The organism is Amycolatopsis sp. NPDC004747 (assembly GCF_053601335.1).
This window is the reverse complement of sequence record NZ_JBSGBQ010000001.1, coordinates 410,897-423,645: the sequence shown is the minus strand read 5'-3', so window position 1 is coordinate 423,645 and position 12,749 is coordinate 410,897. Positions and strand designations below refer to the sequence as shown.

Here is a 12,749-nt window from a genome sequence, read left to right as displayed (position 1 = left end):
CCGGCCGCGGCCGGGAGGTTCCACCGGAACCCCGGCCGCCGCCGGCGGTGTAGGGCGGGCATGAGACTGCGACTCGCTTCCCTGCTCGGTGCCGTCCTGCTGGCGATGCTCGGGTCGGCACCCGTGGCCACGGCGGGCAACTGGGCGACCAGCTACCTCGACCCGCTGCCGGACACCTTCCGGGCCGGACAGCCCTACACCGTCGGCTATTGGGTGCTGCAGCACGGTTCCCACGTCAGCTCCGAAGACCTGGGGACGACCGCGCTCGTCTTCACACCCGCGGAGGGGGCGCCCGCGGAGTTCCCCGGCGTCGCCCTGCGCGAACCCGCGCGCACTACGCGGCCGCGATCGCCTTGCCCCACGACGGGGTGTGGCGGGTGTCGGCGCGCCAGGGCCGGTTCGCCGACTACGGGATCGGCACCGTGACGTTGCCCGGACGGCTGGCCGTCACGCCGCCACCCACCCCGATGACCTGGGGCGAAAAGCAACCGTGGGACGCGATCCGGCCGCCGGTCGCCCCGGACGGAAGCGGTGCGGTGCAGGCGGACACCGCCGCCGCGGGGCCGGTGACGGCCGCACCCGAGGCGGCGGCGCCACTGGGGGTGGTGCTGGCGGTGGCCGGGCTGGTCGTCGCCGGGGGAGCCGCGCTGCTGCTCGGCGGACGCCACCTGCGAGCCCGGTTGCGCCGGTGAGCGGGACCGGGCTCAGCCGGCCCCGGTGGTGCGCTCCAGCAGCGTGTTCGAGGACCGGACGAACGAGTCGGCGCAGCCGCACGAGCCCCGGGTCGTCAGCCGGGTCGGCAGGGTCCGCAGCCCGGCCGGCCGCGGCTCGTCGCCGAGGGCGCCCACGAGCAGTTCGGCCGCCAGCTTGCCCATCTCGAAGATCGGCTGCTCGGCGGTGGTGAGGCCGGGACTGGTGTAGGCGGCGTACTCGATCCCGTCGAACGAGGCGACCGCGAGATCGCCAGGCACCCGCAGGCCGTGGTCGGTGGCCGCGCGCAGGAGGCCGAGCGCGGCCAGGTCGCTGGTGACGAACAGCGCGGTCGGCGGGTTCGGGCCGGCCAGCAGGGTTTCGAGCGCCTCGTAGCCGGCCCGGCTGCCGAACGGGCGGCGCAGCACCGGCAGGGCGGCCAGCCCGGCGTCGGCCAGCGCGCGCTCGTACCCGGCGACGCGGTCACGGGAGGTCGAGACGTCCGGCCCGCTCAGGCAGGCGATCCGCGTGTGGCCGTGCCCGATCAGGTGCGCGACGACCTCGCGGGCGCCGTCGACCGCGTCGGCCACCACCGTCGGCAGGTCCCCGTCGTCGAACGACCGGTCGACGAACACCACCGGCGTCGGCATCTTCGCGTACTCGGCGCGCAGCAGCGGGCTCGTCGTCGACGGGACCGCCAGCACGCCCTCGACCTGCCGGTCCAGGAACGCGCGCAGATAGCCGAGTTCGCGGGTCTCGTCGTCGGCGGCGTTGCCGACCAGCAGCGGGTACCCGAACCGGTGTGCGGTCTCCTCGACCGCCCGGGCGAGCAGCGCGAAGTAGGGGTTCGCGCTGTCGGGGATGACGAGCCCGAGCGCGTGTCCGCGGGCCATCCGCAGGGACCGGGCCACGGTGTTGGGCCGGTAGCCGAGCTCCTCGATCGCGGCGAGGATCCGCTCCCGGGTCTCCGGGGCCACGCGCCGGGGCCCGTCGTTGAGCACGTAACTGACCAGCGCCGGAGACGTCCCCGCCCGCCGGGCGACGTCCGCCCGCGTCACCGCCATCCAGGAACTCCGTTCTTCGGTTCGGGTCTCGGCCCGTGCGTCTTGACAAGCAGTGTGCCAGAGCACAGGATGCTCCATCAACACGAGTTGACGAGCTATCAACTCGTGTTGCCGCCCAAGAATCAACACGAGTTGAATCGCTCGGACCAGGGAGAACACTCATGGGAAGCTGGAACCTTCGCCGCATCGTCGCGGTGACGGTCGCGGCCGCCGCGGTCACCGGGATGACCGCGGCCTGTGGCCGCGGTGGTGACGACACCAAGCAGGCGAGCGGTCCGCGGATCGCCATCGTCACCCGCAACTTCACCAACCCGTACTGGGCCGCGCTGCGCGACGGCGCACTGGCCGAGGGCAAGCAGCGCGGCGTCGAGGTCAACGTGCAGGCCGGCACGTCCGAGACCGACGCCGACGGCGAGAACGCCAAGATCTCCACCCTGGCCGGCCAGGGCTACGACTGCTTCGGCGTCGTCCCGGTCAACGCGAGCAACGTGATCACCCCGCTCGTGCCGGTGGCCCGCAAGAAGACCCCGATCCTCAACCTCGACTCGCAGATCGACCCCGGCGCCTCGAGCGCGGCCGGCGTCTCCTACGCCTCGTTCATCGGCTCCGACAACATCGCGGCCGGCACCCTGGCCGGGCAGAAGATGCTGACCGCGCTCGGCGGCAGCGGCAAGGTCGTCATCCTGCAGGGCATCGCGGGCGAGCAGAACGGCATCAACCGCGAAAAGGGCTTCACCGAGGCGAGCGGCGGCAAGCTCGAGATCGTCCAGCGCGCGCCCGCCGACTACGAGCAGGACAAGGCCCTGCAGGTCACCGAGGCCATCCTCAAGGCGCACCCGGACATCACCGGCATCTTCGCCGCGAACGACACCATGGGCCTCGGCGCCGTCCAGGCGATCAAGAACGCCGGGCTGGCCGGCAAGATCAAGGTGATCTCGGTCGACGGCATCAAGGACGCGCTCGACTCGGTCAAGCGCGGCGACCTCTACGGCACGATCACCCAGTACCCGTACGCCGAGGGCCAGCTCGCGGTGCAGGCGTGCATCGCGGCGCACTCGGGCAAGCAGGTGCCGCAGCGGGTCGTCGCGCCGATCGCGTTCATCGACAACACGGTCGTCGACCAGCAGATCGCGTCGTTCCCGAAGCCCTTCGCGCCGTTCGACAACCCGCTCGCCGCGCTGGTCGCCGGATGACGGCCACGGCGGCCCGGCCGCGTTCGGTCGACCTCGCCCGCGCGGCCGACTACGCCGCTCCCGGCGCGCTGGTCGTGGTGTGGGTCGCGTTCTTCATCGCGACCCCGCACTTCCTGACCCTGAGCAACATCGGCGACCTGCTGGTCGCCTCGTCGATCCTGGCGGTGCTGGCGCTGGGCCAGCAGTTCGCCGTCGTGGTGGCCGGCATCGACCTGTCGGTGGGCGCGAACCTGCCGTGGGCGGCCGCGCTGCTCGGCGCGACGGCGACCGCCGGTGTCCCGCTGGGCCTGGCGATCGGGATCGCGATCGCGGGCAGCGTCGTCGTCGGCCTCGTCAACGGGTTCCTCGTCGGCTACCTGAAGATGACCGACTTCATCGTCACGCTCGGCTCGCTGAGCGTGGTCAGCGGCATCACCCTGCTGCTGACCGAAGGCAACACGGTGGCGGTGTCCTCGCCGTTCCTGCAGACCATCGCGCTCGACGGGATCGGGCCGGTGCGCTGGTTCTGGCTGATCGCGCTGGCCGCCGCGGTGCTGGTGTGGTTCACGCTGTTCCGCACCCGCGCCGGCACGCACCTGCTCGCCGTGGGCGGCGGCTCGGACGCCGCGCTCGGCTCCGGCATCCCGGTGCGCCGCGTGCGCCTGGCCGCCTACGCGGCATCCGGCCTGCTGTGCGGCGTGGCCGGGGTGATGCTGGTGGCCCGCAACGGCGGCGCGGACCCGTCGCTGCAGACCAACTACCTGCTCAGCTCGATCGCCGCGGTGGTGCTCGGCGGCTCGTCGCTGTTCGGCGGGAAGGCCTCGGTCGTCGGCTCGGTGACCGGTGCGGTGCTGCTGACCAGCCTGGTCAACGGGTTCACGATCATCGGCATCTCCCAGTACTTCCAGACGATCGCCGTCGGCGCGGTGGTGCTGCTCGCGGCGCTGCTCGCCCGGTTCCGGAAGTGAGGCGGCACATGACAACGAACTACCTGATCGAAGCCCGCGAGCTGGTGAAGTCGTTCGACGCCGTGCGGGCGCTGGATGGCCTGACGGCGGGCTTCGCCGAAGGCGAGGTCACCGCGATCGTCGGCGACAACGGCGCCGGCAAATCCACCCTCGTGCGCTGCCTCACCGGCGTGCACCCGCCCACCGAGGGCAGGCTGCTCTTCCGCGGGGAGCCGATCCGGCTGTCCTCGCCCCAGGCGGCGCGCGACCTCGGCATCGAGACGGTCTACCAGGACCTCGGCCTCATCGACGACCTCGCGGTGTGGCAGAACCTGTTCCTCAACCGGGAACTGCTGCGGCCGGTGCCCCTGCTGGGCGTGCTCGACCGGCCCCGGATGATCCGCGAGAGCCGCGACATCCTGAGCGGGCTCGACGTCAACGTGCCCTCGGTGCGTACGACGGTCCGGCGGATGTCCGGCGGGCAGCGGCAGAGCATCGCCATCGCCCGCGCGGTCACCTGGGGCAAGTCGATGGTGATCATGGACGAGCCCACGGCGGCCCTCGGCGTGCGCGAGACGGCGGCGGTGGAAAAGCTGATCCTGTCGCTGCGCGACCGCGGGGTCACCGTGCTCATCATCAGCCACGACCTCGAGCAGGTGATGCGGGTGGCCGACACCGTCGTGGTGCTGCGCCGCGGCCGGGCGGTCGCCCGCCGTCCCGTCGCCGAGGTCACCGGCGACCAGCTGGTCGGCCTGATCACCGGAACCATTTCGGAGGCCGCGTGAAGCGCACGGGCCTGATCAACGGGCAGCTGACCCGGGCGCTCGCCCAGCTGCGGCACACCGACCTGTTCGCCGTCAGCGACTCGGGCCTGCCGGTGCCCGGCGGCGTCGAGGTGATCGACCTCGGCGTCGTCTACGGCACACCGGACTTCTGCACGGTCCTGCGGCCGCTGCTGGCCGAGGTGACCGTCGAAGCGGCGTGGGCGTCGGAGGACGTCGTGGACGCCAACCCGGACGTCCACCAGGCGCTCGGCGAGCTCGTCGAGCCGCAGCTGCTGCCGCACGCGGAGTTCAAGGACCGGCTCGCCCGGTGCCGCTTCGTCGTCCGCACCGGGGACGCGACGCCGTACGCCAACGTCCTGCTGCGGGCGGGGGTGGCGTGGTGAGCGGATCCGTCGTGGTGGTCGGGGCGGTGAACGTCGACCACGTCGTCGTCACCGACCGGCTGCCGCGGGCCGGCGAGACGGTGGTCGGGCCCGCGATGGTCCGCCACGGCGGCGGCAAGGGGGCGAACGCCGCGGTGGCGGCCGCCCGCTTCGGCGCCCACGTCCGGCTGGTCGGCGCGGTCGGCACCGACGACGTCGCCGCGGGCGCACTGGCCGAACTGGCCGAAGCCGGCGTCGACGTCGCCTCCGTCGACCGGCTCACCACCGTCCCGACCGGGGCCGCGGTGATCGTCGTCGACGCCGCGGGCGAGAACCAGATCGCCGTCGGGGCCGGCGCGAACGCCCACGTCGACCCCGACCGGGTCCGGGCCGCGCTGCGGGCGGCCCTGCCCTCGTGCGGGTGCGTGCTGGTCAGCACGGAGATCCCGGAGGCCGCGGTGGCCGCGGCCGTCGAGGAGGCCACGGCGGCCGGGGTGTGCTGCGTGCTCAACCCGGCCCCGGTCGTCCCGGTGGTCGCGGCATTGTTGCGGCACGGGCCGGTGCTCACCCCGAACCGCGGCGAGGCCGCCGAACTCGCCCCCGACCTCGCCACGCTCGCCGCGCGGACGGGTGCGCCGGTGGTGGTGACGCTGGGCGGCGACGGCGTCCGCTACGCACTGCCGGGCGAGGCCCCGGTCGACGTGCCACCACACCCGGCGGACGTGGTCGACACCACCGGTGCCGGCGACACGTTCAACGGCGTGCTCGCCGCCCGCCTCGCGGCCGGCGACCCGCTGGACCGGGCGGTCCGCACGGCGAACGTCGCGGCCGCGCTGTCGGTGTCCGCACCCGGCGCCCGCGCGGGCGGCCCGACACCCGCCGCGGTGGAAGCAGCGCTCGTCCGGCGGTGACGGAGGCCGGAGGCACTCGCGCACAACCGTCCGATGTGGACACACAGCGAGCGGACCTGACCGGCCGTACGCGGGCCACCGCGCGCGGTGGCCGGAAACGGCGTGCTTTCCTGCCACCGGAGTTACGCCGATCGGGCCATCCGCGGCGGCCCGATTTCCCTTTGTATCTGAGGTAAAGCTCGTTGCCCCTTTAGCAATGAGCTCAGGCAGAGGGAGATGGCCATGGGTCGGCCTGAACGCCCGCTGGACCCCACCGCCGGACCGATCGCCGCCTTCGCCCACGAGCTGCGGGTGCTGCGGAGCCGGGCCGGGAACGCCAGCTACCGGGAACTCGCCCGGGCCGCGCACTTCGCCCCGTCGGTGTTGTCCAGTGCCGCCAGCGGCCGACGGCTGCCGACCCTCGCCGTGACGCTGGCGTTCGTCTCCGCCTGCGGTGGCGACCGCCTCGCGTGGGAACGGCGCTGGCGCAGCATCGCCGGGAAGAAAGGGGACGACGAAGCACCGAAGTCACGCGCCAGGGCCGTCCGGCCCGCTCAGCTCCCGCCCGGCTCGAGAACCTTCGTCGGCCGCGAAGCGGAACTGGCGGACGCAGCGGGGGTGATCGAGGCGAACGCACCGGGGCGGATCCCGCTGCTCGTCACCGGCCCGATCGGGGTGGGCAAGGCCGCCTTCGCCCTGCGGCTGGCCGAAGTGGCCGCCGCGGACTTCCCGGACGGGCAGCTCTACGCGGACCTGAGCGGCCGCGGACCGGGCGCCCGCTCGAGCGACGGCATCGTGCGGGGGTTCCTGCGGGCACTGGGCGTGCCGGCCCGGCTCGTGCCCGACGACCCGGCGCACCGCATCGACCTCTACCGGTCGCTGCTGGCCGAACACCGGCTGTTCGTGCTGCTGACCGGCGCCGGCACCGAGGCGCAGGTGCGCCCGCTGCTCGGCCGCACCGCCCGCAGCCAGGTCGTGGTCACCAGCCGCGCCCGGCTGCCGGCCCTGGAGGACGTCCACCGGGTCGAGCTGACCGCCTTCACCCGCGCGGAGTCGCTGGCGTTGCTCGGCAAGATCGCCGGCGAACACCGGATCCGCGCCGAGCCCGCCGCCGCGGACGCGATCGCCGGGCGGTGCGGCGACCTGCCGCTGGCCGTCAGCATCGTCGGCCGCCGGATCGCCGCGCGCCCGGAACGGACGATCGCCGCCACCGCCGCCCGGCTCTCCGGCCGCGAACGGCTGCTGGAAAGCCTCAGCGTCGGGGACGTCAACCTCCGCGACCGCTTCGCCGCCGCCTACGACGGCCTCTCCGCTGCCGGTCGTGCGGTTTTCCGCCACTTCGACGCGGACTGGACGACGCCGTCCGCCGTCGCCGCCGCGACGGGGGCCGCCTTCGAGGCCGCCGACGAGCTGCTGGAGTCCATTGTGGACGCCGGACTGCTGCACCGCGCCGACGTCGCCGGCCGCTACGCGATCCCCGAACTGGTCAAGGTGTTCGCCGCCGAGCGGTAGGCACCGGCGGCGAGATTCCCGGGTCGGCGGGAACAGTTCCCCTACCGACCGGGAACCGGCCGAACCTAGCCTTTGCGCATCGGGCCGGCGGCGCTCACCGTCCGTTGTGGACTGCAGCACGCCGCCGGCCGTCGCGAGCTCGTGACACGGAGGTGGCTGTGCGACCGACCAACGAGGTGGCCGGGTGACCGGCGCCACGCCGACCGGCGTCTTCGCGGTGCTGCGGGCGACCCCGGCCCCGGTCAGGTACCTGCTGGGCGGCATGCTGGTCAACCAGCTGGGCGCGTTCGTCCAGACGTTCCTGGTGCTCTACCTGACCTTCCGGGGCAACTCGCCCGGCTTCGCCGGCATCTGCCTCGCCGCGTTCAGCGTGGGCGCGATCTTCGGCGCCATGCTGGGCGGCGAGCTGACCCACCGCTTCGGCGGCCGGACGACGATCGTGGCGGTGATGACCTGCGCGGCCCCGCTGGTCGCCTCGATCCCGCTGGTCGCCGGCGTGCCCGCGGCCCTGCTCGCGGTGGTCGGGCTGTCCGGGCTGGCCATCCAGGCCTACCGGCCCGCGGCCGCGGTGCTGCTCGCCGAATCCATGCCCGAAGAGCACAAGGTCATGGGCTTTTCGATGATGCGCATCGCGTTGAACATCGGCGCCGCCGTGGCGCCGCTGCTCGCGGCCGTGCTCATCCAGCTGAACTGGGACCTGCTGTTCTGGCTGGACGGCACCACCGCCGCACTGTGGGCGCTGCTGGCGTTCGCGCTGCTCCCGAGGCACACCGGCGCCCGGCACGGCACCGGACCCGACGGCACCCCGGCCAAGGCGGCCAGTGCCCGTGCGGTGTACGGGACGATGGTCCGGGACACCCGGTTCCTGTGCTACCTGCTGGCCGGCGTGTTCGGCATGATGGTCTACGCCGGGTCGGTCGCGGTGCTGCCGCTCGACATCGTCTCCGCCGGCTACCCGGTCGGGCTGTACAGCACGGTGCTGGTGATCTCCTCGGTCGTGCTGATCACCTGCGAACTGAAGATCACCACCTACATCGTCCGCATCCCGAAGTACGTCGCCGGGCTCACCGGCAACCTGGTCAGCGGGCTCGGGTTCACCCTCTACGGGCTGATCGCGCAGCACCCGTTCTTCGTGGTCGCCGGCGCGTTCTTCGCGGTGTCCGGGCTGATGATCCACGGACCGAGCACGGCCGCCCACCCGGCCACCTTCCCGGCCCGGGTGCGCAGCCGCTACATCGCCACGAAGGAAACCCTCTCCGGCCTGGCGGCGACGATCGGCCCGGTGCTGGGCCTGTTCGTCTTCACCCGCTACGGCGGCCCGGTGTTCTGGGGCGGCTGCGCGCTGCTGTCCGTCACCGCCGGCTCCATGCACCTCTACGGCCTCCGGACGCCCCGGACGCCGGCACCCGTTCCCGAACCGGAAGCCGTGGGAGAACGATCATGACCGAACCCGAGGGCGTGCTGCTGGTCATCGGCAGCGGGCTGCGGACCTACCGCGAATACCTGGTCGCCTCGATCCACCGCTGCGCCCGCCGGGCCGGCCTGGGACTGGTGCTGCTGAACAACCTCAAGCCCACCTGGCAGCGCGGCTACTTCGACGAGATCGTCCACGTCGACGTCTTCGACGCCGACCAAATGCTCACCGCCGCCCGCGAGGTCGCCGGACGGCACCGCGTCGCCGGCCTGATGTGCTGGGACGAACCCGTCGTGCTCGCCGCGGGCGAGCTCGCCGCCGAACTCGGCGTCCCCGGCCTGAGCGTCGACGGGGTCCGCGGCTGCCGGGACAAGAACCGCACCCGGACCGTGCTGACCGCCGAAGGCCTGCTGCAGCCCGGATACGCCCTGACCACCGGCCTCGACGAGGCACGCGCGGCCGCCGCCCGCATCGGCTACCCCGTCGTGCTCAAACCACGGGCCATGGGCGCGAGCATCGGCGTGGTGTTCGCCGCGGACGAGTCCGAGCTGGACGCCGCGTTCGCGGTCGCGATGGGAGCGGCCACGGTCGACCAGAGCCGCTACGGCGGGGCCGCCATCGTGGAGGGCTTCGTCCGCGGGCCGGAGATCAGCATCGACGCCGCCGTGCACAAGGGCGAGTACCTGCCCATGTTCGTCGCCCGCAAGCACACCGGCGACCCGCCCTACTTCGAAGAGATCGGGCACGTCGTCGACGCCGGCGACCCGCTCCTGCACGACACCGAACTGCTGGACGTCCTGGTGCGGGCCCACCGCGCGCTCGGCGTGGAAGACGGCATCACCCACACCGAAGTCCGGCTGACCGACCGCGGCCCGCTGATCATCGAGGTCAACGGCAGGCTCGGCGGCGACCTCATCCCGTTCCTCGGCAAGACCGCCACCGGCATCGACCCCGGCGAGGTCCTGTTCGCCGTCGCCACCGGCAACCGCCCGGTCATCACCCCGACCCGGCACGCGGTCGCCGGCATCCGGTTCGGCTACCCGGACCACGACTGCCTGGTCCACGAGATCACCGTCCCGTCCGACCACGACCAGGTGCCTGGGCTCGTCCTCGCCTCGCCGATGACCGCCCCCGGCACCACCCTGCGGCTGCCACCCGGCGGCTACCTCGCCCGCCACTCCTTCGTGGTGTGCGAGGCCGACGACCCCGAAACCTGCGACCGGCGACTGGACACGGCCGCCGCCGCGGTGCGGGTCGACGCCGTCCCGGTCGCCCCACCGGAACCCGGTACCGCGTTCGAAATGCCCGCCGGACTGCTCGACGTCGACGACCACGAGGGAGTTTCCGCATGACCATGACCGAGCCCGCCCGCACCGATGTGCCGCTCACCGGCGCGCAGATCCTCGAGAACGCGAAGGCGCTCGCGCCGGTCCTGCGCGAACGGGCCGCGGAGATCGAGGCGAACCGCAGCCTGCCCGCGGACGTGGTGCAGCTGCTGCGCGACGCCGGCGTCTTCCGCATCGGGTTCAGCCGCGACTGGGGCGGCCCCGAAATGACGTCGATGGAGCAGACCGAGGTGATCGAGGCACTGTCCTACGGAGACGCCTCCGTGGGCTGGTGCGCCAAGCTCGGCTCCGACATCGGCCTGCACGCGAACTTCCTCGACCAGGACGAAGCCCGCCGGATGTTCACCAGCATCGACATGCACTCCGCCGGCGTGCTCCCGGTGACCGGGCACGCCGAACGCGTCCCCGGCGGCTACCGGCTCACCGGCCGGTGGGGCTTCGGCAGCGGCTCGACCCACGCCGACTGGGTCGCCTCCGGCGCGATGGTGTTCGAGAACGGCGAGCCCTACGCCAGCCCGGACGGCAGCAACCCGCACGAGTCACGCCTGTTCATGGTGCCGCAGGAACAGATCCGCTCCCTCGACAACTGGTACACCCTCGGCCTCTGCGGCTCCGGCAGCAGCGACTACACGATCACCGACGTGTTCGTGCCCGAAAACCACACCCTGACCTTCGACAACCCGAAGGTCCCCAACGGGCCGCTGGTGCAGCCGGACGTCATCCAGCGCAGCATGTGCGGCGTCGCGCTGGGCATGACCCGGGCGGCCCTGGACTACGTCCGCGACCTGACCATCGAGCGGGTCGACATGCTGAAGGGCCGGCCGTGGCGGATGAGCGGCCTCGCCTGGAAGGACAACGAGCACATCCAGATCACCCTGGCCGAGTGCGAAGCCGACTACAGCACGACTCGCGCCGGGGTGTACCGGGCCCTGGAGCGGCAGTGGGAGGTCACCGCCGACGGCATCGGCACGCTGGACGACCTCACCCCCGACGAGCGGGTCGCCCCGGCACTGACCGGCTGGCAGGCGTTCCAGATGGCCAAGCGGGTCATGCTGCGGCTGTGCGACCTGGTCGGCACCGCCGCGATCCGGTCCGACGACCCGATCAACCGGTGGCTCCGGGACGCGGTGACCATGTCCATGCACCCGACCGCGCGGGACCGGGTCACCCAGACCGTCGGGGCCCACCTCGTCGGCGCCAAGCCCTCCATGCGGTTCATGCTGGGCATCGTCGACAAGCCCAAGACCGAGCCCGAGACCGATGAGTGAGCGGCCCGTTCTGGTCGTCGGGTTCGTGACGCCGGTGCTGATGGCCCTCACCGGCGCCGAACCCGACGGCTCGGTGGTCCTCGTCGAAGAGCCGGACGTGGTCCGCAAGCGGGACCTGCGCCCGAAACTGGCCGGGTCCGCCCTGGTCCGCGAGCTGGTCGAGTGGGAGCACACCCGGCCCGGCTCGGCCGACGAGTTCCACGCCGCTCACCCGGACCTGGACCCGGTCGCGGTGGTCCCGCTGACCGAGTACGCCACCCCGTTCGCCGCCCGGCTCGCCGAACGCTACGGCGTGCCGGGCGCGAGCCTCGGCGCCGCGCAGATCCTGCGGGACAAGGCCGTGCTGCGCCGGGTCAGCGCGGCCGCCGGCCTGGCCAACCCGGAGAGCGTCACCGTCACCGGCCCGGCGGACGTGCTGGCCTTCATGCGCGCCTGCCCGGGCCCGGTGGTGCTCAAGCCCGCGAACCGGCAGGCCTCCGTCGGCACCCAGGTCGTGTCCGACCCGGCCGAGGTCGACCGGGCGTGGGCGAACTGCGTCGAGCAGGACGAAGGCATCTTCGTCCCCGACCGGCCGATGGAACTGCACATGCTGGCCGAACGGTACGTGCCCGGCGCCGAGTACAGCGTCGAGCTGCTCGTCGGCGGCGGGCGGCAGCTGTTCGCCAACGTCACCGGCAAGCAGCTCCACCCCGGCCCGCGCCCGGTGGAGCTGGCCCACATCGTGCCGGCCGGCATCCCCGGCGAACTCGCCGGGACGCTGACGGAAGCCACCCGCCGGGTCGTGGCGGCCATCGGCTTCGCCGACGGGATCGTGCACTGCGAGTGGATCGTCGGCGACGACGGCGTGCCCTACCTCGTGGAGTGCGCGGGCCGGATCGCCGGGGACGGCATCATGGAACTCATCGACCGCGCCTACGCGATCAAGCTGCTGCGCGCCTACTTCGCCGTGATGCGCGGCGAAACCCCGCCCGAGCTGCCCACCCGGGCGGCCGGCGGTGCGGCCGGCCGCTTCGTCACCATGGAGCCCGGCGTGATCGACACCGTCGCGGGCCTCGAGCAGGCCCGCCGGGTCGAGGGCGTGTTCCTCGTCGACCTCCAGGTCGGCCCCGGCCACCGCTTCGCCGGCCTGCGCAGCTCCTGGGACCGCGCCGGCCTGGTGATGGCCGAGGCCGACAGCTCGGCCGAGGCCCTGCAGCGCGCCGAAAAGGCCGCCGGCCTGGTCCGGATCGAGATGCGCCCGGAGTGACTCCCGCGACGAGAAGAGGCCTTCGCCGGACCAGCGGCGAAGGCCTCTTCTCG

Annotated in this window: 13 protein-coding genes; 12 read left to right on the top strand and 1 reads right to left on the bottom strand. The window is 73.0% G+C overall.

Annotated elements, in window-relative coordinates; genetic code table 11:
• Positions 1-60: 60 nt before the first annotated feature.
• Together ACWEGE_RS01855 and ACWEGE_RS01850 are read left to right on the top strand one after the other, a co-directional pair.
• Positions 61-426: a hypothetical protein gene (locus tag ACWEGE_RS01855; protein WP_449658560.1), complete on the top strand. Its 366-nt coding sequence runs from the start codon at positions 61-63 to the stop codon at positions 424-426.
• Entirely contained in the window at positions 378-692 is a 315-nt protein-coding gene (locus tag ACWEGE_RS01850; RefSeq protein WP_449658559.1) for a hypothetical protein, read from the top strand. Before ACWEGE_RS01855 ends, ACWEGE_RS01850 begins: the two co-directional genes overlap by 49 nt.
• A gap of 12 nt (positions 693-704) precedes the next feature.
• On the opposite strand, the gene ACWEGE_RS01845 is transcribed toward ACWEGE_RS01850, so the two are convergent.
• Positions 705-1,754, bottom strand: coding sequence for a LacI family DNA-binding transcriptional regulator (locus ACWEGE_RS01845; RefSeq protein WP_449658558.1), 1,050 nt, complete (start codon positions 1,752-1,754; stop codon positions 705-707).
• A gap of 161 nt (positions 1,755-1,915) precedes the next feature.
• On the opposite strand from ACWEGE_RS01845, the gene ACWEGE_RS01840 reads away from it, so the two are divergent.
• From ACWEGE_RS01840 to ACWEGE_RS01795, 10 genes are all read left to right on the top strand, one after another.
• Positions 1,916-2,947 (top strand): sugar ABC transporter substrate-binding protein, encoded by a 1,032-nt coding sequence (locus tag ACWEGE_RS01840; protein ID WP_449658557.1) that lies wholly within the window; start codon positions 1,916-1,918, stop codon positions 2,945-2,947.
• Positions 2,944-3,894, top strand: coding sequence for an ABC transporter permease (locus ACWEGE_RS01835; protein WP_449658556.1), 951 nt, complete (start codon positions 2,944-2,946; stop codon positions 3,892-3,894). Before ACWEGE_RS01840 ends, ACWEGE_RS01835 begins: the two co-directional genes overlap by 4 nt.
• Before the next feature lie 8 nt (positions 3,895-3,902).
• A complete protein-coding gene (locus tag ACWEGE_RS01830; protein WP_449658555.1) occupies positions 3,903-4,658 on the top strand; it encodes an ATP-binding cassette domain-containing protein in 756 nt (251 codons plus the stop codon).
• Positions 4,655-5,041: a D-ribose pyranase gene (rbsD, locus tag ACWEGE_RS01825; RefSeq protein ID WP_449658554.1), complete on the top strand. Its 387-nt coding sequence runs from the start codon at positions 4,655-4,657 to the stop codon at positions 5,039-5,041. Before ACWEGE_RS01830 ends, rbsD begins: the two co-directional genes overlap by 4 nt.
• Positions 5,038-5,931 (top strand): PfkB family carbohydrate kinase, encoded by an 894-nt coding sequence (locus ACWEGE_RS01820; protein ID WP_449658553.1) that lies wholly within the window; start codon positions 5,038-5,040, stop codon positions 5,929-5,931. Before rbsD ends, ACWEGE_RS01820 begins: the two co-directional genes overlap by 4 nt.
• Positions 5,932-6,153: 222 nt before the next feature.
• Complete coding sequence (locus tag ACWEGE_RS01815; RefSeq protein ID WP_449658552.1) at positions 6,154-7,422, top strand: helix-turn-helix domain-containing protein; 1,269 nt, start codon at positions 6,154-6,156, stop codon at positions 7,420-7,422.
• Positions 7,423-7,606: 184 nt separating this feature from the next.
• Positions 7,607-8,866 carry an MFS transporter gene (locus tag ACWEGE_RS01810; RefSeq protein WP_449658551.1) on the top strand — a complete coding sequence of 420 codons (1,260 nt, stop codon included), beginning with the start codon at positions 7,607-7,609 and terminating at the stop codon, positions 8,864-8,866.
• Entirely contained in the window at positions 8,863-10,188 is a 1,326-nt protein-coding gene (locus tag ACWEGE_RS01805) for an ATP-grasp domain-containing protein (protein ID WP_449658550.1), read from the top strand. The genes ACWEGE_RS01810 and ACWEGE_RS01805 overlap by 4 nt, the downstream gene beginning before the upstream one ends.
• Positions 10,185-11,450 (top strand): acyl-CoA dehydrogenase family protein, encoded by a 1,266-nt coding sequence (locus ACWEGE_RS01800; RefSeq protein WP_449658549.1) that lies wholly within the window; start codon positions 10,185-10,187, stop codon positions 11,448-11,450. Before ACWEGE_RS01805 ends, ACWEGE_RS01800 begins: the two co-directional genes overlap by 4 nt.
• The gene (locus ACWEGE_RS01795) at positions 11,443-12,696 is read left to right on the top strand and encodes an ATP-grasp domain-containing protein (RefSeq protein WP_449658548.1); all 1,254 of its coding nucleotides are present in this window, start codon (positions 11,443-11,445) and stop codon (positions 12,694-12,696) included. Before ACWEGE_RS01800 ends, ACWEGE_RS01795 begins: the two co-directional genes overlap by 8 nt.
• The last annotated feature ends 53 nt before the right edge of the window (positions 12,697-12,749 follow it).

What these genes read in the sequence shown, in the direction of transcription:
- ACWEGE_RS01845 (WP_449658558.1), bottom strand. Translation starts at nt 1,754, where the DNA reads ATGGCGGTGACGCGGGCGGACGTCGCCCGGCGGGCGGGGACGTCTCCG.
- ACWEGE_RS01830 (WP_449658555.1), top strand. Translation starts at nt 3,903, where the DNA reads ATGACAACGAACTACCTGATCGAAGCCCGCGAGCTGGTGAAGTCGTTC.
- ACWEGE_RS01795 (WP_449658548.1), top strand. Translation starts at nt 11,443, where the DNA reads ATGAGTGAGCGGCCCGTTCTGGTCGTCGGGTTCGTGACGCCGGTGCTG.
- ACWEGE_RS01800 (WP_449658549.1), top strand. Translation starts at nt 10,185, where the DNA reads ATGACCATGACCGAGCCCGCCCGCACCGATGTGCCGCTCACCGGCGCG.
- ACWEGE_RS01805 (WP_449658550.1), top strand. Translation starts at nt 8,863, where the DNA reads ATGACCGAACCCGAGGGCGTGCTGCTGGTCATCGGCAGCGGGCTGCGG.
- ACWEGE_RS01840 (WP_449658557.1), top strand. Translation starts at nt 1,916, where the DNA reads ATGGGAAGCTGGAACCTTCGCCGCATCGTCGCGGTGACGGTCGCGGCC.
- ACWEGE_RS01835 (WP_449658556.1), top strand. Translation starts at nt 2,944, where the DNA reads ATGACGGCCACGGCGGCCCGGCCGCGTTCGGTCGACCTCGCCCGCGCG.
- ACWEGE_RS01855 (WP_449658560.1), top strand. Translation starts at nt 61, where the DNA reads ATGAGACTGCGACTCGCTTCCCTGCTCGGTGCCGTCCTGCTGGCGATG.
- ACWEGE_RS01815 (WP_449658552.1), top strand. Translation starts at nt 6,154, where the DNA reads ATGGGTCGGCCTGAACGCCCGCTGGACCCCACCGCCGGACCGATCGCC.